20 protein-coding genes and 4 pseudogenes are annotated in these 22599 nt (G+C 68.5%); 11 read left to right on the forward strand and 13 right to left on the reverse strand.

What is annotated here, in order from left to right; all coding sequences use genetic code 11:
- Positions 1-99 precede the first annotated feature (99 nt).
- The 4 genes and pseudogenes from IE269_RS17145 (at position 100) to IE269_RS17160 (ending at position 3205) form a co-directional block, all read left to right on the forward strand.
- Positions 100-1275: pseudogene (locus IE269_RS17145) on the forward strand (DUF418 domain-containing protein).
- Between the two features lie 55 nt (positions 1276-1330).
- Entirely contained in the window at positions 1331-2062 is a 732-nt protein-coding gene (locus IE269_RS17150) for a YqeB family protein (RefSeq protein WP_189823812.1), read from the forward strand.
- Positions 2063-2232: 170 nt separating this feature from the next.
- Positions 2233-2367 (forward strand): annotated as a pseudogene (locus IE269_RS43780) (transposase); the annotation flags it as partial.
- Complete coding sequence (locus IE269_RS17160) at positions 2360-3205, forward strand: IS3 family transposase (protein WP_189823813.1); 846 nt, start codon at positions 2360-2362, stop codon at positions 3203-3205. The pseudogene IE269_RS43780 and the gene IE269_RS17160, both read left to right, overlap by 8 nt.
- Here the strand turns inward: IE269_RS17160 and IE269_RS17165 are convergent.
- The 3 genes and pseudogenes from IE269_RS17165 to IE269_RS43200 all read right to left on the reverse strand — a co-directional run.
- On the reverse strand, positions 3166-4374 hold the full coding sequence (locus tag IE269_RS17165; RefSeq protein ID WP_189823814.1) for a globin domain-containing protein: 1209 nt from the start codon (positions 4372-4374) through the stop codon (positions 3166-3168). The two genes, IE269_RS17160 and IE269_RS17165, sit on opposite strands and share 40 nt — an antisense overlap.
- 162 nt (positions 4375-4536) lie before the next feature.
- Complete coding sequence (locus tag IE269_RS17170; RefSeq protein WP_189823815.1) at positions 4537-4929, reverse strand: hypothetical protein; 393 nt, start codon at positions 4927-4929, stop codon at positions 4537-4539.
- A 429-nt stretch (positions 4930-5358) separates the two neighbouring features.
- Positions 5359-5559, reverse strand: a pseudogene (locus IE269_RS43200) (hypothetical protein); the annotation flags it as partial.
- Between the two features lie 309 nt (positions 5560-5868).
- Here IE269_RS43200 and IE269_RS17175 point away from each other — a divergent pair.
- Both IE269_RS17175 and IE269_RS17180 read left to right on the forward strand, forming a co-directional pair.
- Entirely contained in the window at positions 5869-6603 is a 735-nt protein-coding gene (locus IE269_RS17175) for an alpha/beta fold hydrolase (RefSeq protein ID WP_189823816.1), read from the forward strand.
- A gap of 533 nt (positions 6604-7136) precedes the next feature.
- A complete protein-coding gene (locus IE269_RS17180) occupies positions 7137-8495 on the forward strand; it encodes an NAD(P)/FAD-dependent oxidoreductase (protein ID WP_189823902.1) in 1359 nt (452 codons plus the stop codon).
- Here the strand turns inward: IE269_RS17180 and IE269_RS17185 are convergent.
- Positions 8485-9015, reverse strand: coding sequence for a hypothetical protein (locus IE269_RS17185; protein WP_189823817.1), 531 nt, complete (start codon positions 9013-9015; stop codon positions 8485-8487). The two genes, IE269_RS17180 and IE269_RS17185, sit on opposite strands and share 11 nt — an antisense overlap.
- Before the next feature lie 211 nt (positions 9016-9226).
- Positions 9227-9478 (reverse strand): hypothetical protein, encoded by a 252-nt coding sequence (locus IE269_RS17190; protein WP_189823818.1) that lies wholly within the window; start codon positions 9476-9478, stop codon positions 9227-9229.
- 636 nt (positions 9479-10114) lie between these two features.
- On the opposite strand from IE269_RS17190, the gene IE269_RS17195 reads away from it, so the two are divergent.
- Complete coding sequence (locus IE269_RS17195; RefSeq protein ID WP_189823819.1) at positions 10115-10981, forward strand: sigma-70 family RNA polymerase sigma factor family protein; 867 nt, start codon at positions 10115-10117, stop codon at positions 10979-10981.
- A gap of 13 nt (positions 10982-10994) precedes the next feature.
- Here the strand turns inward: IE269_RS17195 and IE269_RS17200 are convergent, their stop codons facing one another.
- On the reverse strand, positions 10995-11888 hold the full coding sequence (locus tag IE269_RS17200) for an RNA polymerase sigma-70 factor (protein ID WP_229897805.1): 894 nt from the start codon (positions 11886-11888) through the stop codon (positions 10995-10997).
- A gap of 293 nt (positions 11889-12181) precedes the next feature.
- Between IE269_RS17200 and IE269_RS17205 the strand changes: the two genes are divergently transcribed.
- The gene (locus tag IE269_RS17205; protein ID WP_189823821.1) at positions 12182-12457 is read left to right on the forward strand and encodes a WhiB family transcriptional regulator; all 276 of its coding nucleotides are present in this window, start codon (positions 12182-12184) and stop codon (positions 12455-12457) included.
- Between the two features lie 115 nt (positions 12458-12572).
- Here the strand turns inward: IE269_RS17205 and IE269_RS17210 are convergent, their stop codons facing one another.
- The gene (locus IE269_RS17210) at positions 12573-13325 is read right to left on the reverse strand and encodes an SDR family oxidoreductase (RefSeq protein ID WP_189823822.1); all 753 of its coding nucleotides are present in this window, start codon (positions 13323-13325) and stop codon (positions 12573-12575) included.
- A gap of 111 nt (positions 13326-13436) precedes the next feature.
- Entirely contained in the window at positions 13437-15167 is a 1731-nt protein-coding gene (locus IE269_RS17215) for an FAD-binding protein (protein ID WP_189823823.1), read from the reverse strand.
- Between the two features lie 164 nt (positions 15168-15331).
- Here IE269_RS17215 and fdxA point away from each other — a divergent pair.
- Positions 15332-15637: pseudogene (gene fdxA / locus IE269_RS43205) on the forward strand (ferredoxin); the annotation flags it as partial.
- 86 nt (positions 15638-15723) lie between these two features.
- Here the strand turns inward: fdxA and IE269_RS17225 are convergent.
- Complete coding sequence (locus tag IE269_RS17225) at positions 15724-16221, reverse strand: Ohr family peroxiredoxin (RefSeq protein WP_229897777.1); 498 nt, start codon at positions 16219-16221, stop codon at positions 15724-15726.
- 122 nt (positions 16222-16343) lie between these two features.
- Positions 16344-17240: an RNA polymerase sigma-70 factor gene (locus IE269_RS17230; RefSeq protein WP_189823825.1), complete on the reverse strand. Its 897-nt coding sequence runs from the start codon at positions 17238-17240 to the stop codon at positions 16344-16346.
- A gap of 202 nt (positions 17241-17442) precedes the next feature.
- On the opposite strand from IE269_RS17230, the gene IE269_RS17235 reads away from it, so the two are divergent.
- A complete protein-coding gene (locus tag IE269_RS17235) occupies positions 17443-17979 on the forward strand; it encodes a DUF5134 domain-containing protein (protein ID WP_189823826.1) in 537 nt (178 codons plus the stop codon).
- Positions 17980-17986: 7 nt separating this feature from the next.
- On the opposite strand, the gene IE269_RS17240 is transcribed toward IE269_RS17235, so the two are convergent.
- From IE269_RS17240 to IE269_RS17250, 3 genes are all read right to left on the reverse strand, one after another.
- Positions 17987-19372: an aldehyde dehydrogenase family protein gene (locus IE269_RS17240; protein ID WP_189823827.1), complete on the reverse strand. Its 1386-nt coding sequence runs from the start codon at positions 19370-19372 to the stop codon at positions 17987-17989.
- Entirely contained in the window at positions 19372-20472 is a 1101-nt protein-coding gene (locus tag IE269_RS17245) for a phenazine antibiotic biosynthesis protein (RefSeq protein ID WP_189823828.1), read from the reverse strand. The genes IE269_RS17240 and IE269_RS17245 overlap by 1 nt, the downstream gene beginning before the upstream one ends.
- Positions 20473-20735: 263 nt before the next feature.
- On the reverse strand, positions 20736-21443 hold the full coding sequence (locus tag IE269_RS17250) for a class I SAM-dependent methyltransferase (RefSeq protein ID WP_229897779.1): 708 nt from the start codon (positions 21441-21443) through the stop codon (positions 20736-20738).
- Positions 21444-21659: 216 nt separating this feature from the next.
- On the opposite strand from IE269_RS17250, the gene IE269_RS17255 reads away from it, so the two are divergent.
- Positions 21660-22598 carry a 2-hydroxyacid dehydrogenase gene (locus IE269_RS17255; RefSeq protein WP_189823830.1) on the forward strand — a complete coding sequence of 313 codons (939 nt, stop codon included), beginning with the start codon at positions 21660-21662 and terminating at the stop codon, positions 22596-22598.
- Position 22599 lies beyond the last annotated feature (1 nt).

Genomic DNA, 22599 nt, shown 5'->3' on the forward strand with positions numbered 1-22599 from the left:
TCAGGAGTGCCCGTGAGTGCCCGACCAGGTACGGAGAGCCCCGCGCGCCGCCTGCCCGCCACAGGGAGGCAACCAGCCGGCGGTGTCCGGCTGGCGCAGGTGGACGCGCTGCGGGGGTTCGCCCTGCTCGGCATCCTCATGGTCAACATCACCTACCTGGCATCCGCCTACCACGGCACGGGCCTGGAGGACCCGGGCCTGGGCGGCCCGCTGAGCGAGGTCGTCCGCCGGCTGGTGACGGTGCTCTTCGAGGCAAAGTTCTTCCTGCTGTTCTCGTTCCTGTTCGGCTACAGCTTCACGCTGCAGATCGACTCGGCCGAGCGACGCGGCGACCGGTTCGCACCACGCTTTCTGCGGCGCCTGACCGGGCTGTTCGTGATCGGCGTCATCCACGCCGTCATCCTCTTCCCCGGCGACATCCTCACCCTGTACGCCGTCCTGGGTCTGATCCTGCTTGCGCTGCGCCGGGTCCGGCCCCTTAACGCGGTGCGGATCGCCTTGGCACTGCTGGCGGTGACCGCAGTCGGATACGCGCTCCTCGCGCTCGCCGTCGCCGATGCGGGCGGTGGCGGCGTCATCCCCACATCCACGGCATCCGCCGCGGCACAGGCGACCGAGGCCCTGCGCGGCGGCCCCGCGTCGGTCATCGGCGCCCACCTGCAGGAACTGCCTGATGTGGTCGCCCTGCTGCTCTTCTTCCAGGCGCCGTCCGCGCTCGCCGCCTTCCTGCTGGGCCTGGCGGCCGGACGCCGACGCGCTTTTGCCGACACCGGCCGACACCAGCGGCTCCTGCGTCGGCTCCAGTGGGTCGGCTTCACGGCCGGCCTGCTGGGCGGCATCGTGTACGCGGATGCGAGCCTGAACCACCCCGAGTCCGCGTACCAGCTTCTCGCCATGGGCCTCGATGTGATCACCGCTCCCCTGCTGGCCGCCGCTTTTGCGGCGACCGTGCTCCGCCTCGCCCACGGCCGCTGAGGACAGGCCGTGGTCACCGCGTTCGCGCCGGCGGGCCGCATGTCGCTGACCAACTATCTCGGTCAATCCCTGGTCTGCGCCTTGCTGTTCACCGGATTCGGGGCCGCGCTGGTCGGCCGCGTCCCGCCCGTCGGAGTTGCGGCGATCGCCCTGGCCTTGTTCGCGGCGCAGGCCGTGGCCAGTCGATGGTGGCTGCGACACCACGCCTACGGCCCGCTGGAGTGGCTGCTGCGTGCCTGGACCACGCTCTCGGCACCCCCGTGGCGCACGTGCAGCCAGAAACAAAAGATTCAGCCATAGCCCCCTTTTATGCGTTCACGTTCTTGTCCTGCTTCATGAGGAAAGGTGTATCGGTATGTCCGGCAAGGAAATGACTACCGTGATCCGGCAGAAAATTTCGAACCGAATTCTTGTGGCGGCCGGATTTCCGGTCCTGGGAGCAGTGGCCGGATGGCTGCTGAAGCTCCTGGCGAACTGGGCTGCCTCCTGGCCCTGGATTCCGTGGGAGGGGCCGGTCGAACTCGTCAACAACGCACCTGAACCAGTGGTGACACTGGTCAGCCTGCTGGTCGGAGCCTTGGCCGGTGGCGTCCTCGTGCTCATGGCCGAGCACGGCTACGTGACCGTCACCATCGAGGACGACCAGGTCACAACGGATCGTGGCGACTCCAGCCAGAGCGTTTCCCGGGCCGCGATCCACGGGGTGTTCGCCGACGGCAAGCGGCTTGTGGTTCTCGGCGAGCGAGGCCAGGAACTGGCCGTGGAAAGTAAAACCGAGGGCGCGGATCTGCCGACGGTCAAGCAGCTCGCGAACGGCTTTCAGACACACGGATACCCGTGGCTGCCGGACGGGGATCCCTACCAGGACGAATACAGGCGATGGGTCGAGGACATGCCGGGCCTGCCGGTCAGCGGCAACGCACTTCTCAAAGCACGGGCAGAGGCTCTGAACAAGCAGGAAGAGAGCAACGTCGCGGAGCTGCGACAGGAACTGGCGAAGCTTGGGATAGTCGTACGCGACACAGGCAAGAGGCAGTGGTGGCGGCGTGTCCGGCAGGCGGATGAGCAGAAGGAACACGCTCTCTGACGGGCCGTCGGACAAGGCGTGCTGGAAGCGGCGCCTCCGCGGCCAGTACCGAAGGCGGGGCGGCATCTCCGAGGGCGGCATCAAGGACCCTGGTGCCCCGCCACAACGTCTGTCGGCGAACGAAGGTCAAGGATCACGGCTAAAGATCATCGTGCCCGTTCAAGCGGGGCGCGATCGCGCTCGTCGATTCTTCGGGCAAGACGGTCACTGCGGTGGGTCGGGAACTCGGCATCCGCTCGGAGTCCCTGCGTGGCTGGTACCGCCGGGCCAAGGCGGGTCGGGGTGAGGGCGAGTCCGGTGAGTGAGCTGTACCGGTTCATCCACGCGGAGAAGGCGAACTACCCGGTCGTTCTGCTGTGCCGGGCGCTGAAGGCCGCCCGCTCGTCGTACAGCGCGTGGTGTGATGGCGAGGTGGCCCGCCGCGCCCGGGAGGCCGTGGACGACGCGCTCGGGCAGGAGATCACGGTGCCGCACGTCGCCTCTCGCCATGCCTACGGTGTCCCGCGCATTCACGCTGAACTGCGACGCCTGGGGCAGTGGGTGAACCGCAAGCTTGGCGCCCGCGTCATGCGCGAGCGCGACATACGTGGCGTCATACGGCGCCAGCGCCGCTCGCTGAACCGGTCGGATGCGAAGGCGAAGCCGGCCCCGGACCTGATCGGCCGTGACTTCCACGCCGAGCGTCCCGGGACCAAGCTGGTCGGCGACATCACCTGCCCGCCCACCGCCGAGGGCCGGCTCTACCTCGCCTGCTGGCTGGAACGCGCCACCCGCGAGGTCATCGGCTATGCCATGGCAGATCACCACCGAGCCGACCTCGTCGTCGAGATTCTGGGGCCTCTTGGAGAAGGAGATCGGCACCCGGACCTGGCCCGGCCGGGCGACCGCCCGCGCCGAGGTCTTCACCTTCATCGAGACCTTCGGCAACCGCCGTCGCCTGCGCAAGCACAAAGTCTTCGACCACCTCAGCCCGGCCGAGACCAGGCAACGACACCAACATGCCCTTGCGGCATATCGATCACGTGTCCGGATCACGGGGAAGCTTCACCTTTTCGCTCGCTTGTCGAGGTCCTTCGGGGCGCTGTTCCGCGGCGGGCGTGGTGCTACTTGCTGAGCCAGAGATCCGGGCCGAACACTTCGTAATGGATGGACGGGGGCCTCAGCCCATGGGCGAGCAGATCGGTGCGGGCGGCCTTCATAAAGGCCAGGGGACCGCACAGGAATGCCGTGGTGTCAGGTGGGAGGGAGAGGCGGGCGATGTCGGCCCAGCCCTCGCTGACATGATCCGCGGCGGCGTCCGGGTGATCGGTGTCCTCGTACCACACGTGCAGCGAAGCATGGGTGAGTCGGCCGACCAGTTCGACGAGTTCGAGCCGGTGGGCGTGATCACTGGGGGAGCGGTCCGCGTGGACGACGGTCACGGGCCGGTGGGGCGAGGTGGTGGCGAGGTGTTCCAGCATGGCCAGCATGGGGGTGACGCCGATGCCTGCCGAGGCGAGCAGCAGCGGGTTGTCGCCCTCGGGCAGCAGGAGGTCACCGAAGGGGAGGGAAACCTGAAGGGCGCCGCTGGCTGTGGCGTGGGCGTGCAGCCAGGAGGAGACCTCACCCTCGGGCACGTGGCCGTCGGGGGAGTACTCCCGCTTGACGGTGATGCGCCAGGTCTTGAGGCCGGGGGCCGAGGACAGGCTGTACTGCCGTGTCTGGTGTGCCCCGTCGGGCAGTTCGACCCGCACGCTGACGTACTGGCCGGGGGTGAACGGTCCGGTCGCCGACCCGTCGGCGCGTCGCAGGATGAGGGACACCGCGTCGGGGGTCTCCTCATGGCGTTCCGTGATCTCCATGGTCTGCCAGACGGCGCCGTCCTCGACCTGTGCCTGCGCGTACAGGCGCGCTTCCATGGCGATGAGGGCGTTGGCCATCAGCCAGTAGACCTCGTCCCAGGCTGATGCCACCGCCGGGGTCACGGCATCCCCGAGGACCTCGGCGATGGCTTGGAGGAGGTGCCGGGCGACCAGCGTGTACTGGTCGGAGGTGATACCGAGTGCGGCGTGCTTGTTCGCGATGCGGCTCAGCACCGCGTCGGGGCGCTCGTCCGGATGCCCGACGAGCGCGGTCGCGAAGGCGGCGACTGCGCCGGCCAGTGCCTCCTTCTGCGTGCCGCTGGCCTGGTTCGCCCGGTTGAACAAGTCGTCGAGCAGTTCGGGCCGTTCCTCGAACATACGGCGGTAGAACAGCTCGGTGATGGTGTCGAGGGAGGCACCCACGGTGGGAAGAGTCGTGCGGACGATCTGTGCGGATCGTTCGGAAAGCATGCCAACTCCGAATTGGTGAATGAGATGTGTGTTTTCAGATGAGTCACCGTCGGTGTCTCATCGGTGCTCGACCGATTGACCGGACAGCGGATCACCTTGTGACAGCTACGCCGCACCCTGTGGTTGATTACGAGCGGAGAGTGTCTTGTGCCTCAAGGAACTTCAGCATCGCGATGCTGAACAGGGTGAACCGAACGTCCCTCCCTGGCTGCAGTGGTCGAAGACATGGGCCTGCGTGATCTGACGCAGCACAGCGGTGGCGCTGTCGTCGGTCAGGAGGCCGAGAGGGGTGGTGAGGGCGGCAGTGCAATCGGCCGCCTCGGGGTGGGCGTCGACGTTGCGTTCCAGGAACCGTTCCATGGCGGCGACCGCCGTTGACCAAAACGCGTCATCCGCCACCTGTCTTCGCGGTCGGCCGAGGTGTTCGACGACATGGTGCCGGAGTTTCGCGTACATGGCCGCGGTGTGGTCGCGGGCGGTCGGCAAGTGACCGGAGCTCTCTGTTCCGATCGGCTCGACATCGACCATGGTCAGGCGCTCTTCCAGCGCAGGCATCCGGAGGTTCCCCAGCCGATCCCCGGCTCGCCGCAATGAGCGCCACACACGGGGCCCGCACCGTCAATGTGGTACCGCTGTTCGATGTGGGCGGGACTGCGGGGGACGGTGAGCGAATGAGCGCAGGGAGAGACGCGAGGACTGATACGAGTGCTTCACGTTCTCCGATGATCCGAGCGCGGCGGCTGGTCTCCAGGAAGACTGGCACTGTCATGGAACGAAGCGCTTCCCAGAACCAACAGTGTCATTGGGCGTGTTTCAGTGAGGTAGGCTGAATGCAGTGGTTCCGACGGCGAGGCGCACTCCGCGAAGGCGTCGGGAACACGACGCACCCGCTGCACAGAGCCGAGCGGGTGCCGTGGCCCCGGACGCTTTCGAACCCCCGCGAAATCGGCGTCCGGGGCTATGAACTGGCTCTTTCTCTTCCGCTCAGTCCTGTTGGGCACGATAGAGGCCCCGGCCGGTGCGCTGGCCCCGGGACGCGCCGCTGAGACGGTCGAGCGTGCTGCGATGGCGTTGATGCTCCCTCTGCCGGTGACGCGGCCCAGAACGGTTGCCACGTCGCGCGCGCACACCAGTGTCACCGACCTGTGAAAGGTGGCTGAGGATCTGTTCGGTCAACTTGCCGTACCTGTGATCCGCCAACTTGCCGTACCTGTGATCTGCGTTGCTCTTCGAGCGGGAGATGTTCTTCGAGGAGGAAGCCCGCTTCCTTGCCCTCCCGTCACGTCCGGATGGCCGGGAGGCCACGCCCCATCACCGTGTGGCCGCAGCGTTCTTTGCAGAGCAGACCGGCTGGACGCGGATCACCTGACATGGCCCGGTCCTCCGGTGAGAGAAATGTCCCGACGGAGTGCGGCACTGGAAAACACGCTGTGACAATATGTGAGATCTCTTCATCCGTGAGGCCCAGTCCGCCTTTTGACGAAGGAGTCACTCATGCCTGCCATCCTTATCCACGGAGTGCCTGACACTCATCACGTATGGGACGGTGTGCGACAGCACCTGACCAGGGCCGACGTGGAAGCCTGGGACCTGCCCGGTTTCGGTGCCGCGCGCCCGAACGGCTTCGGCTCCTCCAAGGAGGAGTACGTCGACTGGCTGGTCCGACGACTGGAAAGGCTCGGTGAGCCGGTGGACCTGGTCGGTCACGACTGGGGCTGCATTCTCACGCTCCGCGTCGCCTGTCTGCGCCCCGACCTGGTCCGCACCTGGGCCGGAGGCAACGGGCCGGTCAACTCCAGTTACGTGTGGCACCCGCTGGCCAAGATCTGGCAGGACCAGGTCGAGGGCAACCGCTTCATGCGCGAACTGCGTGCGGAGCCGTTCGCCGAGGACCTGGCGGCCGGTTTCGACGTACCCATCGGGCTGGCCAAGGACATGGCGAGCCGCGTGGACGAGCCAATGAAGGACTCCATCCTCAAGCTGTACCGCTCTGCGGTCAGCATGGGGGCGGAGTGGGAACCGGGACTGTCCGCCGTGTCGGCGCCCTGTCTGGTCTTCTGGGGAGCCCTCGACCCCGCGTGCCAAATCGAGTTCGGGCGCAAGCTCGGCGCCTCCCTGCATGCCTCCGAGGTGGTCGAGATGGACAGCAACCACTGGCCGCTGCTCCAGCGCCCCGCGGAGGTCGCCGAGATTCTGGAAGGTCATTGGAGCGCGTACGCCGACGACTGACGACCGCTGAGGCGGTCGTACTTCTTGCATCCCGCGACGGAGGGGCGAAGGGTGCACGGTCCGATCTCTGTCCTCGTCGTGCCCGCCGGCAGCTGAAGGTGGTGAGTGCGCCACGAGCTCCGGTATCGCTGAGCGGCACACGGCCAAAGGGACCACTGTGTCGGCCACGGCCGTCTGACACATCCAACGGGAAACAGTGTGGGTATGAGGGCGCGTATCTGGTCGTGATCAAGGGTTGGTTCGGGGGAGGTCCTTGATCCAGATCATGGCGGTACAGAGACGGAGGCCTGCGAGGTAGCTCTCGGTCGTCTTCGGCGGCAAGAGAATCTGCGCCATCCGATACGGCCACCGCACGTCTCTGGTCTATGAATCGCATATGAGAGTGAACGGGCCTCCGCGCGCGTGGCGTTGACGCCCGCCGCACTGCTTGAGCCTACCCACGGACGGTAGTCGGCGGTGATCCGGCCACCATGTCACACCGAGTGCCGGAGCTCGGTCTACAAGGTGAAGACCGACAGGAACAGAGGGACACCGTGCGTGAGATCTTGATAGTGGGCGGCGGCTATGCGGGTTTCTACACAGCGTGGGGCCTGGAGAAGAAGCTGCGACGGGGTGAGGCGCGCGTCACCGTCGTCGACCCTCGTCCCTACATGACGTACCAGCCGTTCCTGCCCGAGGTCGTGGCCGGCTCGGTGGAGGCGCGGCACGCCGCGGTATCGCTCCGACGGCACCTGCACCACACGCGTCTGATCGCGGGCTCGGTGACCGAGATCCGCCACGGCGCGCGCACGGTCACGGTCCGCCCGGAATCCGCTCCGCCCTTCGACCTGCAGTACGACGTGCTGGTGGTGACGGCCGGGGCCGTCACACGTACCTTCCCGATCCCGGGGCTGAGCGATCAGGCGTACGGGCTGAAGCACGTCGAGGAGGCGGTGGCCATCCGCGACCGCCTCCTCACCTCGTTCGACCGCGCGGCCGGCCTGCCGCGCGGGCCCGAACGCAGCAAACTACTCACCGTCACCGTCGTCGGTGGCGGATTCTCCGGAGTGGAGGGGTTCGGTGAACTGCTGGCACTGGCGACCGCGTTGCTCAAGCGGTATCCGGAGATCGACGCGGACGAACCGGCCTTCCACCTGGTCGAGGCGCGAGACCGTATCCTGCCCGAGGTCACCGACCGGCCGGGGGCCTGGGTGGTGCGTTCACTGGAGAAGCGGGGGGCGCGGGTGCACCTGAACACCCAGCTCGTCTCCGCCGCGGACGGGCGCGTGCGGCTCTCTGACGGCACCGAGTACGACTCGGGGCTCCTGGTGTGGGCGGCCGGCAATGCTGCCAACCCGATCGTGCACAACCACAGCGACCTCCCCGTCGACGAGCGCGGACTGCTCACCGTACGGGCGGATCTGCGGGTTGCCACGGGCACCGAGGTGGTGCCCGAAGCCTGGGCGGCGGGTGATGATGCCTCGGTGCCCGATCTTGCCGCCGGGCGGCCGGGTGCCCACACCGTGCCCAACGCCCAGCATGCCGTCCGGCAAGGCAAACGGCTGGCCAAGAACATCCTGGCGTCCCTGCGCGAGCGCCCGGCAAAGGACTATATGCACCGTGGCCTGGGCGTGGTGGCCACGCTCGGGCTCGGCCGCGGCATCTTCCAGTACCGGAGTCTGGTCATCAAGGGGTTCCCGGCGTGGCTGATGCACCGGGGGTACCACGTCCTGGCCATACCGAGCTGGGAGCGGAAGGCGCGCGTGTTCGCTGTGTGGGCCACCGCCGTTCTCTACGGCCGCGACATCGTCTCGCTCGCCTCGGTGCAGCACCCGAGGGAGGCCTTCGTCTCACACGGCGACCCGCGCCCGGGTGCGGAGCCCGCTGAGCCCGAAGACAGGATCAGGGCTTGACGGCGCGGTAGAGCCCGCGGCCGACCCGCTGGATGCGCGAGGCGCCGACCAGGCGGTCGAGCGTGCTGCGGATGGCGTTGATGCTGCCGCTGTCGGTGTCGCGTCCCAGAGCGGACGCGACGTCGCGGGCGCGTACTTCGTCGTCCCCGGATTGTGCGAAGTACGCCAGGATCTGTTCCGTGAGCCTGCCGTACGTCTTGCCGTCGTCGCCGTCTTCGTTGCTCCGTTTGGCCTTGGCAGGGTTCTCGTCGGCCGGAACGGCCGATGCCCCGGCTCGTGTGGGCTTCGGCTTCGCCGGGGACGGCGGGGCCGCGGGGCCCGGGGGAGTGGCGGCCGGGCCGCTGCCGGGCATGAGGGCCTGAAGGGCGTCGAGCGCCCGCTGCACGGAACCGAGGTGGGCGCTGACCGCGGCCAGTTCCCTCTCCAGTGCCTGCTTCTGGATCTCAAGCCGGGTCAGGTCCTCCCGGAGACTCTCGGCAGCGCTTTCGATGTTGCGGGCCGTCGGGGTCACGGAAACCATGGGTTCCTCTCACTCTCAACCCTTTGTCATGGCGGGCCCTTTCGTTGTGCTGGCCCGCCACCCGGCGCGGAACCGGGGGATGCTGTCCAACATCATAGGCAGCGTCTCCACCGGTACGAGAACAGAGTGGGCAGAGCCCTGGAGAACACACTGTTCCTCGCGGGGGCTGGTGAAGATCCGGTCGGTCGGTGAGATTCGCCCGCACGGGCCGTCAGAGACAGCCCGTCGGCCGGGGGGCGAGCCCCATGTCGCCCCCTCCGTCTGCCGGTGCCTCGGTGCAACCAGATTCGGCTGCGGTCCGCGGCAGCTGTGCGATCTTCTCGGACACCTTGCGGATCTGGGCGTTCACCTCGTCGATCGCCTCCCGGAGCACACCAAGCCGTCCCTCGAGGACGGCTGCCTCCGCGGCCAGCGAGACGGTGACGGCGGCGGGATCGGTCTGGCGGCCAGCGCTTCGAGTCATCCGCACGTCCCTCCTCGGCCGGCGTCGGAAGCCCTGTGGACGGGCTGGACGGGCTTCTCTGGACCGGTTGTCGCTCGGACGTGGTTGATGCGTTTCACTGCCGTGCTCCTCCTTCACTGCCGCAGGGGCTGCGGCACGGAAGCGCCGCGAGCCGTCGATACCGCATTGACCGGGCAGTGGCAGGAGCTGTGACAGCCGTCGTACGGCTGCCGCATTCCGGCAGTTCGCAGCCGGGGGACGAAGCGTTCTGGGAGAAGAGGGCGCGCGCCGTGCAGCAGTACGTGGAGAACCTCCAGCACGACGTCTGCCGCCCCGGGTCTTGCCCGGGCTGCCCCCGCAGCGAGCGAGAGCCCTGTGAGGGAGGTTCTGACAGCGGCCGCGCGTGTTGAAGTGCGGATGATGATTCCCTTCGGAATGTGAGTGTGAGGAGCGGCCCGGGGTAAGTGGACTCCAAGGACCGCCGGTACACACGACACACGTTATTGCCACTGAGCGGGACGGAAGGTCACAGACCGGCATGACGGTGTGTTTCGTTGCGGAGACGCAAGCACCGCTCCCACTTCACGGTGAGGGAAGCTCACCGCCCGGGGAGGGGTGTCAGGCGGGTAACGTTCCGTTCGGAAGGGGGGAGTCGGTATGGAGCACATCGGTGACGCCGTGCCGCTCACGGAACTGCTCGACGAGCGGCGGCACTTGGTGGGTGTCGCGCACTGGATGCTGGGCAGCAGGGTCACGGCCGAGCGCGTCGCCGACGAGGCGTACCGGGAGTGGTACGGGCTTGGTGACGGCGAGCGGTCACGCATACAGGCCCCGCGGACATGGCTGACCCACGTCGTGGGTGGCCTCTCTCTGGCACGGCTCGCCCCGCTCGGTCCGAACGGTGACACACGTGGCCGTTCGGACTGCCAAGGAGTGTGCGAGGACGGGCCGGAGAGGGAAGTCAGCGAGGTGCTGCTGCGGGTGGTTGACACGCTGTCGCCGGCTCAGAGAGCCGCATTCGTACTCGACGGTCTCTACGGAGCGCCGGCGTCCAGGGCACCGCGCGGCGCGGCGCGTTCGGTACCGGTTCGTGCCGACCCGGCGGTTGCGGCTCGGCAGGGACTGCGTGCCCGAAGCCGTCGGCCGGCGGGTCGGCACGAGGAGACGGTGCGGGCCGTACGGCAGGCGTGTGCCCACGGGAACCACGAAGCTCTCGCCGCATTGCTCACCGATGATGTCACCGCGTACTTCGACGGCGGTGGCAAGGTCCGCGCACCGGTCAGACCCGTCACCGGCGACGAGAACGTCGCCCGCAGCCTGATCACCTTGCTCTCCGCCTGCCGGCGCACCACTGTGGACACCTGGCCGGTCAACGGACGCACCGGACTGGTCGCCCGCTGCGACGAGCAGGTCGCCGCCGTGATCACCCTCGACCTGGTCCACTCTCGTGTGGCTCAGGTCTGGGCAGTCCTCAACCCCGACAAGCTTCGCTCCTGGAACAGGGTTGCCCACGAGAGTATGTGACGGTCCGTGAGATCTAACCGTAGACCGCCTCGCGGGAGCGGGAGCGGAGCAGAGCAGCGATCTTGTCCGGGTTGAAGACCCACATCACCTGATGAATGCCCCGGTGCGTGGCCGCGACGGTCATGAAGGTGGAGGCCCGGCCGTCGCGGTACAGGACGACTCCGGCGCGACCGTTGGCCTCGACCGTCTCGGCCTCGACCGTGGGCCAGAACCGTGGGTGGGCGGTCGACAGGTTCGCCACGCGGGCCCGGCCGACGACCGGGACGCGGGCCGCCCCGCGCATACCGTTCCCGTCGGACAGACTGACCGCGTCCGAGGTGAGCAGCGCTTCCAGAGAGGCGACGTCCCCCTGCCGGGCAGCGGTGACGAACGCGTTGAGCAACCTGCGGTGCTCGATGGCGTCGACGCTGTCCCGTTGGTCCTCGGTGAGGTGCTTGCGGGCCCGGCTCACGATCTTGCGCACGTTGACGGGGCTGAGCCCCAGAATCTGTGCTATCTCCGGGTAGGAGTAGTCGAAGGCCTCCCGCAGGACGTAGGCGGCACGCTCGGTCGGCGGCAGCTTCTCCAGCACCAGGAGCAGGGCGAGTTCCAGCGCTTCCGCCCGTTCGGCACCTGCCTGCGGGTCGTCGCTGGTGTCGATGGGCTCGGGCAGCCAGGGGCCGATGTAGGTCTCACGGCGTACCCGGGCCGACTGGGCGACGTTGATGGCCAGTCGTGTGGTGGCGCTCGACAGAAAGGCCGCGGGGCTGACCACCACGGCCCTGTCGGTGTGCTGCCACCGCAGCCACACCTCCTGTACGACGTCCTCGGCCTCCACCGCGCTGCCCAGCACGCGATAGGCGATGCCGAAGAGACGCGGCCGGAGCTTCACGAAGACGGTCACGGCGTCATGCAGGTCGCCTTCTATGGTGATCACCTCTGGACGCATGTCCCTGGGTCTCCGTTTCCTGTTGCCGGGTTGTTGACGGAGGCGGTGCGCGTTCTTGTGGGGGCGCCTCCGCTCCAGGAGACCGAGCACACATACGTTTCGTTACAGGTGCCCGACGCACTTTGTGCCAGAACTTCACGGCTCGGCGGCGATGTCACACATATGCCGATCCACTGGTCCTTCCCAGTGAAGGGTGGTGCTCCTCGCCACACCTCCCCCCACGTGACGAGCCACCCCCGAACAGTGTTCCTTTCACACTCAGGAGGCACCTCATGGATTGGCGCGACGGGAGCCTGTGTCTACGCGAGGACGCGGATCTCTTCTTCCCGGTGGGCGACATCAGGAGCGGCCCGACGGCCCTTCAGATCGACGAGGCGAAGGCCGTCTGCCGCCGGTGCCCGGTGGCGCAGCAGTGCTTGTCGTGGGCCGTCGAGACGGGCCCGGTCGAGGGCATCTGGGGCGGCACGACGGAAGGAGAGCGCCGCGCCTTGCGACTGCGGGCTGTCCGCCCGGCGGCGACAGCGGCGGTGACGGAAGCGGCTGCGTGAGCACGGCCCGAACGTGATCAGGGTGGGTCCCGGGAACGGGACCCACCCTGACGTCTGTGGTGAACGGAAAAGGGCCCGCCGTGACGCGGTGCGCACGGCGGGCCCGGGTGACGACTCAGCCCTGCTGTTGTTGCGCCAGCCAGTCGGGGAAACGGGTCTCCGCGATGTGCGCGTCCGGGCCGGGGAGCAGCGTGGTCTCCTGCAGTTCCGCACCGAAGTACGGCGCGTGCACGTCGGGCACGACCGTGCGCGGGTCGTTCTTCGCGGCCAGGCCCTTGCCGATCAGTTCATCGAGCTGGAACACGTCTGGACCGGCGACCTCCACCACCCCGCCCACGGGGGTGCCGACGGCGGTGCGGCCCACGGTCGCAGCCACATCGTCGGAGTGGACGGGGCGGATCTTGACCGGGGCCAGACGGACGGTGTCGCCGCGGGTCGCGGATTCGGCGATCCCCTTCATGAACTCGAAGAACTGCGTGGCGTGCACGATGGAGTACGGGATGCCCGAGTTCTTGATCAGCTCCTCCTGCGCCTGCTTGGCACGGAAGTAGCCGCTCTCCTGGAGCCGCTCCGTACCGACGACGGACAGGGCCACGTGGTGGGTGACGCCGGCCTCCGCCTCCGCCTTGAGGAGGTTGGTGGTCGAGGTGCGGAAGAATTCCATTACCGCGTCGTCCGCGAAGGAGGGCGAATTGGAGACGTCGACCACGACCGAGGCGCCCGTCAGGACCTCGGCGAGACCTTCACCCGTGAGGGTGTTGACACCAGTGTTGGGAGCGGCCGGCACGGCCTCATGACCGTGCTCCTTGAGCTTGGCGACCAGCTTTGAGCCGATCAGTCCGGTACCGCCGATGACGACGACCTTCATGAGGGAATCCTTTCGGGAGTGCGTGACTGTCGCGAGGACAGGGGCTGTAAGGAAAGACCGGGTTCACCTGGTTCATGTGACAACGTGGCCATGTGTCCGGCCGGCTTCCGGCTATTCGACAAGCTTTCCCTCGGTGGAGACCTCCGTCATGAGCGAGGCGATCTCTTGCGGAACCGGGGGAATGCTCTCGTGGACGACACCGGTCTTCGAGGACCAGACGAGGTTGACGCGGAACGCGGGGTCCGTCTCAGGGAAGTCGCTGCGGTTGTGGCAGCCGCGGGTCTCCCGGCGCTCCAGCGCCGCCTCGAGAGTGGCGCGCGCGGCCAGGGCGGCCGATTTCAGGTCGAAGGCGTGGGCGAGGTCCTGGAAGCCGGCGATGTCGGGGTGCACCCCGACGTTCTCCATGCGCTTTTCGATGAGGTTCAGCTCCGCCAGACCGGTGCGCAGACCCTGCTCGTCCCGGACGACGCCCGCGTGCTCGGTCATGGTGTTGCGGATGGCACGCTGCAGGGCACGGACGTTCTCGGGCCCGTCTGCGGCGAGCAACGCGTCGACCTCCGCGCGGGCCCCGGCAACGGCCGAGGCACTGCGCGGCTGTGCGGTGAGTGATTCCGCGTAGGCGGCGGCGGCCTGGCCGGTGATGCGGCCGTAGACCAGCAGCTCGATGAGGCTGTTGCCGCCCAAGCGGTTGGCGCCGTGCAGTCCGCTGGAGGCCTCGCCGATGGCGTACAGGCCACGGACGTCGGTGCTGTGGTCCTCGGGGCGGACCCAGACACCGCCCATCGAATAGTGGGCTGTGGGAGCGACCTCGATCGGATCGCGCGTGATGTCGAGCATCTGCAGTTCGAGGAGGGTCTGGTAGACGCGGGGGAGCCGCGTCATGATCGTCTGGCGGGGAAGGTGCGAGACGTCGAGCCAGACGCCGCCGTTGGGCGTGCCGCGCCCCTCCTTGATCTCGGTGTAGGAGGCCAGCGCCACGCGGTCGCGCGTGGACAGTTCCATGCGCTCGGGGTCGTAGTGGCTCATGTACCGCTCGCCCAGGGCGTTGCGCAGGACGCCGCCCTCGCCGCGGGCCGCTTCGCTGACCAGCGTGCCGGCGGCGTTCTCCGGTTCGATGATGCCGGAGGGATGGAACTGCACCAGCTCGGGATCGCGCAGCCTGGCCCCGGCCTCGACCGCGAGCCGGAACGAGTCGCCTGTGTTCTCGTCGCGCCGCGAAGACGTGCGGCGCCAGATGCGTGTGTGGCCGCCGGCCGCGAGGATGACGGCGTCCGCGTGGACGAGGTAGCGGGTGCCGTTGTTCAGGTCGAAGCCGTAGGCGCCGAACACCGCGCCGTCGTGCACCAGGAGGCGGGTGATGTAGACGCTGTCGAGCACAGGGATGTCCAGCCGGCTCGCCCGCCGGACAAGCGTGCGCTGGATCTCCAGGCCCGTGTAGTCGCCGGCGAAGGCGGTGCGCCGGAACTTGTGCGCACCGAAGAAGCGCTGTGAGATGCGGCCGTCCTCCTCACGGGCGAAGGCCATGCCGTACCGCTCCAGGTCGTCGATGCCCAGGGCGGCACCTCGGGTGACGATCTCTGCCGTACGTGGGTCACCCAGGAGATAGCTCTCCTTGAGTGTGTCGGCGGCGTGCTGCTGCCAGCTGTCCCCGGGATCCATCGTGGCCAGGGCGGCGTTGATCCCACCGGCGGCCAGTGAGGTGTGGGTGTCCTCCTTGGGACGTTTGCCGACGGCGACAACGTCGACGCCGGCCTCGGCCAGCTCGATCGACGCTCGCAGGCCGGCTCCGCCGGTGCCGATCACCAGCACTGTGGTGGCAAGACGTTGCTCGGTAATGGCCACGATCACTCCCGTCGCTCTGGGTGGGTCACGCACAAGTGACAAGTCCGGGCGACGGTTTGTGACATGGGCGCCGATGTGTTGAGCATCGTGCGTGTGCAGTTGTCACACCTTTGCGGTGTCGTCGGTCACATGGGTGAGTTCGTGGCCCGGAGAGGAGCAAGGGGATGACGTATGTCATCGCGCAGCCCTGTGTCGACATCAAGGACCGGGCGTGCCTGACCGAATGTCCGGTGGACTGTATCTACGAGGGCGTACGCACGCTGTACATCAACCCCGACGAGTGCGTCGACTGCCACGCCTGCGAGCCCGTCTGCCCAGTGGAAGCGATCTTCCAGGAGGACGAGCTGCCGCAGCACTGGGAGCACTATCGGACTGTCGACGAGGAGTTCTTCGACGGGGGTTCGGCGCAACGGTGTGATCCTCGTGAGGCGTCCGGAGACCATCCCCTGGTCGCGGCACTGCCGCCGCAGCAGGTACGCAAGACGGAGATCTCCAGGTTCGCCGTCCGCAAGGACGAGGCCGACGATGTGGATCCGTGGTTTCCGCTCTGAACCGGTCAGGGAGCGAGGGTGACGGTGGTGGGGGTGCCCCTCCAGGCCATGCGTGCGTACGGGCACAGCCCGTCGGCCCGCTCCATCAGGCTCGTGGCCGTCTCGCGTGGGACGTCGGGCCACCGCACCACCAGGTCGACGTGGAGCAGATAGCCGCCGTCACCGGGATCGCGTCCGAACGCGACGGTCGCCGCGACGGAGATGGCCCCGGGGTCGAGTGCCTCCTGCCTCGCCAGGAGGCTCAGCGCGCCGTGGAAGCAGGCCGCGAAGCCGGCCGCGAACAACTGCTCGGGGTTGGTCCCCTGACCGCTGCCGCCCAGCTCGGCGGGCATCCGCAGATCCAGGTTCAGGGCACCGTCCGACGAACGTGCTTGGCCGGAGGCCCGCCCGTGCGAGGCCGCACCACCGTCGACGGTCACCGTCGTCGTATAGAGGGGGGAGAACTCCTCCCCGGCGAAGCCCATATCGGTGGACAGGGCGGGTAGCTGGAGCGGATCGGTCACGGCATGACTCCGGTCGTCGTGGTGAGGTGTCGGTCGTGCGGTTCGGGCCGGACTACTGCATGACCGGGGAACGACCGCTCCTGTGACGCGGTCAGCGAAACGAAGGAGATGCCGTGGGCCGCTCAGTCCTTCAACGAGGCCACGTAGGGCGCCAGTTTGGCCGGGTTCATCACCCACATGACCCGGTCGACGCCCTTCTCGGAGACGTCGAGGGACAGCAGGCCGACAGATTCCCCCTCGGCGGAGATCAGCACCGCCGGCAGACCGTTCGCCTCGACCCACCGGACCTCCGTCCCCGGCCAGAAGCGAGGGGCGAAGGCCACCAGGTACCGCGACACGCGGGTCCGTCCGACTACCGGGATCCTGGATGCGCCGCGGACCCCGCCGCCGTCCGAGTAGCTGACGACGTCGGCGGCCAGAATGTCCTCAAGGACCGACAGCTCACCCGTCCGCGCAGCGGAGAGAAATACCTCCAGCAGGCGCCGGTGGGCGGTCCGCGTGACGCGCGCCGTGCGCTCGGAGGCCAGGTGCTTGCGCCCCCGGCTCACCAACTGGCGGGTGTTGGCCTCGGTCGTCTCCAGAATCTCGGCGATCCGGCCGTAGGGGTAATCGAACGCCTCTCTCAGCACATAGGCGGTGCGCTCCACGGGGTTCAGCTTCTCCAGAAGCATCAGAACCGCAAGCTCCAGTGCCTCGGCACGCTCCGCACCCAGTTGCGGATCCTCCGCGGTGTCGACGGGGGCGGGAAGCCATGGTCCGACATAGGACTCCCGGCGCACCCGGGCGGACTGAGCCAAGTTGATCGCCAACCGTGTGACGACCGTGGTCAGGAAGGCAGCCGGCTCCTTCACCTTCGTGCGGTCCGTGTTCTGCCACCGCACCCACGTGTCCTGCACGACGTCCTCGGCCTCCACCATGCTGCCCAGGACTCGGTACGCGATGCCGAAGAGCTGGGGGCGTACCGCGAGGAAGTCCTCCATCGCTTGATCAAGGGCGTCGGGGGGCCTGCCAGCGTGCATGAAGAGTCCCTTCTGGCTTGTGCGCACCATGGTACAAGCGGCGCTGCCGGCTGATTCTCCGATCGATCGCAGGTTCCCGCCCGGCGTACTTCTTGCATCACACCGTGGCAGCTCTCTCTGTGTCACGGATGGATCGCGCACCTGGTCATGACTGCGTACGGCAAGGAGCCAGGAAGGGCACACAGTGTGGGAACTGACGTCCATGCGAACACCCGTCGACATCGAACACGGCCTGCTCACGGTGCTCTTCTCCGTCGTCGCGGTGCACGCGCTGCGGCAGGACCTGAGAGGCGTCGTGGGCCGCGAAGGGGTGGACCACCTCCTGCACTCCGCCATGGCCGCGGCCATGGCGGTGATGCCCTGGAGCCCCGGCCGTTCGCTGTCCGGTTGGACAACGACGCTCTTCTTCGCGGCCGCCGCACTGTGGTTCCCTCTGACGGCCTTCGGCCGCGGTCCGGCGCGCGGCATCGCCGCGATCGCCGATCAACTCCCCTCGGCCGTGGGCATGGCGGCGATGGCCTGGATGCTGTGCCCGTCCTACGGACCGGACGCCGTGGTGACCGCCGTGCTGACGTCATATCTTCTGGCGTGCGGCCTCTGGTTGTTGACCCGCCCCATGCCGTCTCTCCGGTCCGGGGCCGACCGGGTGCACGGCGTCACCTCGACGGATCCGTACGGGCAGACGCGGCACGGGGCCATGGCTTGGGGGACCGCGCTGATGCTGCTCATGCATCACTGAGCTCCGGTCACAGTGCGCCGACGAACGCCTTGCTGCGCATCAGGAAGTCCGACAGGTAGCTGTCGTGGGGCACGCCGGGAGCCATCCAGCAGGTCGGGTGGTCGCCGACGTACACATTGGCGACGGTGGGTTCCGCCAGCAGCGCGTCGAGCAGGGCCCGGTCGCGGGTATGGGCCGTAAGGACGAGCGTGTCCTGCAGCGGAGCGATGCCGTCAGTACGGTTCCAGGGCGCCACCCATACGCAGGGGAAGGGCAGTTCGGTGCGCAGCGGCTCGGCGTCGGCCCGGTCGACCTGGTGGACCGCGGGACGCAGCGCGGCACTTCCGTCGTCGAGATCCTCCACGATGCCGTCGCCGCCGAGCCAGGGCCGGGTCCCGGCCGCCACGAACCGCAGGTACGAGTCGAGCGCCCGAGCCCGGTCCAGGCCGACCACCGGAAGCACCGCTCGCTCGTCCTGGGGCGGCAGACCGGGCAGCCGGGACAGGCGGGCCGCGAGGGCCTCGGCGAGCGGAGCCGGATCGCCCTCGACGAGCACGGCGGTGGCATTGACGCACGCGGTCCCACCCTCGTCGGCGACCGACGAGACGATCGTGTCGAGGTGTCGGCGCCAGTCGGTGTCCGCGGTGACGAGGATCTTGCTGCGACCGGGCCCCTGGGGCAGCACACGGGGATTGCCGGCGTACCGGGCGACCACGTCGTCGCCGCCGTACACGATCGTGCGGTCGGCGCCGCGGATCAGTGCGTCGGCGGCCCGATGGTCGGTGGGAAGCAGCACCAGTTGGTCCGGTCGGACACCTGCGCCGTGCAGCGCGGTGACCAGCCGGTGCGGGGTGAAGGGTTCGCGCCGCGAAGGGCGTACGGCGACGCGGTAGCCCAGGGCCAGGGCTTCCAGCCACAGCCGGTGGACACCGGGGTGGTTGCCGGAGGCGTTGACCGCGAACACGTCACCCCGTCGTGCCCATATGGCGTGCCCGGCACCCGCGCGCTCGGGGTCGGCGAGCGTCCCGCGCGGCCTGCCCTGTTCCGCGGACGAGCGGGCCAGAGCGACGAAGCGCGCCGTGCCCCGCGTCGCGGCGCGCACTACGGGGAGCGGCGTTCCGCAGGTGCGGCTGACGAGGTGCTCGTACGCGTGTACGTTCAGGCCTCCGACGGTGCCGGTGGCGAACTCCTCGGCCGCCGCTTCGAAGAGGGCGTCGACGCGGGCCGTCGGTACGGGCTCGGCCTTGCGCAGTGCCGCCAGCGTCCTGGTCACGTACACCGGCGGCACCAGGCTCAGCCGCGCCACCTCGGTGCCGGTCACGTCCTGCACCGCGCTCGGCATCCGCGTCCGGTAGGGGCCGCGGGGGCCCAGTGCGTCCAGGTGAACGGGCTGGGGAGCTTCGGGGGTTGCCATCAGTACACGCCCTCGATCACCCGGTCGCCCTCGACCGTGAGGACCGGTGCCACGTCGGCCACGGCGTCTCCCGCCTGTCCGTCGACCGGGCGCGTGCGGACGGCCGTGTCGCGTTCAGCGTTGTTGGGAATCAGCATGGACTTGCTGACGTGGCTGACGATCACTTGGCCGCGTTCTCCGAACCCGACCGGTTCCCGGGTGCCGGGGGCCACGACCGACAGGAACACGTACGGCGACACCGGATCGAACACGCAGGGCTCGGTGGCCCCGACACCGACTCGTTCGAGGAGCGCGGTGAGCATCATGGTGTTGCCGTACATGCCGATGAGCGGGGTGTCGGGAAAGACGTCCGTGGCCAGCAAGTGGCGGGTGTCGGGGTCCATGTGCGTGCCGCCCCAGACGATGGCCCGCACCGAGCCGTTGATCCGCTCCAGCAGGTCGTCCTCCCGGGCGAAGCGCTCCAACAGCGGAGTGGTGGCGGCGAGTACGCCGATGTCCTGGGTCGACAGGATCCGCCGGCACTGGTCGACGAGGTGGTCGGTGTAGGACTCGACCTCGTCGTTGCGGCCCGCGGCGATGAGCTTCCTCACCCACCGCGGATCCATGTCGACGCTCAGCCCCGGACCGCCCAGGGACCGTGCCGCACGTTGGAGGACGTCGCCCACCAGATGCGGCCCGGTCGGCGCCACGGTCAACCACTGGGTGCCGGTGGGCAAACCGTGGGCGCGCAGTCGCAGGTCGACCTGCTCCGTGCTGCGTGACACCAAGTCGTCGAGTTGGACGACCCGCTTGGGCGCCCCGGTCGTCCCGCCGCTGTCGAAGACGTTGACCGGCCGGACGTCGCGACCGTAACCGCAGGGGACCAGGTCCGTCACCGGGACGTCCCGCAGTTCGTCGGCCAGATCGGGGAACAGGGCCAGATCAGCCACCCCCTTGACGTCGCGGCGGGGGTCGAAGTCGAGCCGACCGGCCCGGTCCAGCCAGTAGCGCGAGCCGGTCGCCGGGTCGAAGTGCCAGTGCATGGACGCACGTACGAACTCGTCCGGGTCGACGCCGTCGAACGGTCCGGCGTCCAGGATGGCAGGAGGCTCGGGGGCCATGACTGGTCCTCTCTCGGCTTTCTCGGCAGGCGAACGGGATGGGGTGGCTGGGCGGTGGCTCACGGAAGCAGGCCTGCCAGGGGACCCTGAGGCCAGAGAGGACGAAAGTCCTCACACGGGACATGCGGAATTCCGGCCCGGACGGTGTGGCACGCACAGCGCCCCGTGTGGCGGGGTCGTACAGAAGACCGGGCGACGAGCCCATTTGTGACAACAGTGGTTGTGACCGTCTGGCCTGAAGGAGACACACTGCGTACGGCGTCTCACCGACGGCTTGGAAGTGTCATGGCCAGCAGCTCCGAGTCGTTGCGTCCGGGGAGCGGGACGAAGTCTTGCCGTGCCAGTTCGTCGACGAGCCGAGCGCGCGTCGCGGGCCACATCCAGAACGTTTCGGTGTGCTCCCGCAGCACGTCCTCGCTCCTTCTCACCCAGTAGTCGACACGGGTGCGGATGCGGTAGCCGACGGCCGACATCGTCATGCGACCGCCGTAGACGTGCTCGCCGACCCGCTTGTCCACCAGCAAACGCACAACAGTGCGGGCCGGAAGGCGGGCCGGCGGCAGCTGCACAAACAGCGAACCGTCGGGAGTGAGAGCCCCGCCGACCGCGGACCACAACCTCTCGCGTACGGCAGGGGGCAGGCAGCCCACCACGTTGTGACAGACGGCCACGTCCGCGACCGCGTGCAGCGCCGCTTCCTGCAGGGGGTGCGGATGCACGGTCACCCGCCCCCGCTGCTCGGCGGGGAGGGAGGCGAGCCGGGTCATCAGGGACGTGCGCATGGCCCGGGCCGGCTCGACGGCGTGCACGTCCGCCCAGGAATCGGTCACCGACAGCATCGTCACCCGCCCGGTGCCGGCCCCGATGTCCAGCACGCCATGGCGGGCCCCGGCGATCTCACGGCCGTACAGGCGACGCACCCGCGCCTCGTCCTCGTCGGCCTGCAGGATGTCGTAGAACTCGGCGGTCACCGCGTAGGAGTCGGATCCCCGTCGGATGTTCGGCGTTCTGGTGATGACGGTATGCATGCCCGACATGACAACGTATGGGGCCAGTGTGTGACGCGGGGGCGGCAGCCGTGCACTGCTGTCACAGATACACACGGTGCGCAGTCAATCCTTCGGCCTTGTCTCGACCCCGGACGGGGAACCGGCCCCTCAACCGCAATGAGAGCGGAGTACGTTGTCATGACCGCGCGTCACCCCCAGGTATGGCTGCCCACACAGTTCTGCCGTCTGGCTGATCTGCCCCCAGGGCTCGACTACGCGCGCTGGGACGGCCGTTCGGCCTTCCCGACGGACCCGGCGGAGGTGGAGTTCTATGTGCCGCCCCTGACCAAGGACATCGACATCATCGCCGGGCCGCTCGCCGGGATGACTCGCCTGCGGGCGGTCCAGGCACTCAGCTCCGGTACGGACGAACTGCGATCGGCACTCGAACACCTTCCCCGCGAGGTGACCTTGTGCAGTGCGCAGGGAGTCCAGGCCGCCGGCACGGCGGAACTGGCCCTGACGCTGGCCCTCGCCTGTCTGCGCGGCATACCGGAGTCGCTCCGCGCCCAGGACCGGGAGGAGTGGGACCCGCAGACATTTTCCACGCTGTACGGGCGGTCCGTGCTCATCGTCGGCCACGGCGCCGTCGGCTCCGCGCTGGAGGACCTCCTGACACCCTTCGGCTGCGTCGTCACCCGCGTCGGGCGCAGGGGCAGGGACGCCCGCCAGGGGCCGGTGCACTCCGTGGCGCGACTGCCGGGGCTCGTTGAGGACGCGGACGTGATCGTGCTCTCCACTCCGCTGACGGCCGCGACCCGTCAGCTCTTCGACGCCGGACTGCTGGCCCGGGTGAAGGACGGCGCCCTGCTCGTCAACGTGTCCCGGGGAGCGGTCGTCGACACTGACGCCCTGCTGAAGGAGGTGCACGGCGGTCGCCTGCGGGCCGCCCTCGACGTGAGCGATCCCGAGCCGCTCCCGGCGGGGCATCCGCTCTGGACAGCGCCCGGCGTACTGATCACCCCGCACGTCGGCGCCTTCACCCCCGACCTGTGGCCCCGTCTCGAGGCACTCGTCCGACGGCAGTTGGCCCGGTTCGCCGCCGGTGAGGAGCTGGAGAACGTCGTCACACGCTGAC

Source organism: Streptomyces spiroverticillatus (genome assembly GCA_014650415.1).
GTDB classification, from domain to species: domain Bacteria; phylum Actinomycetota; class Actinomycetes; order Streptomycetales; family Streptomycetaceae; genus Streptomyces; species Streptomyces spiroverticillatus.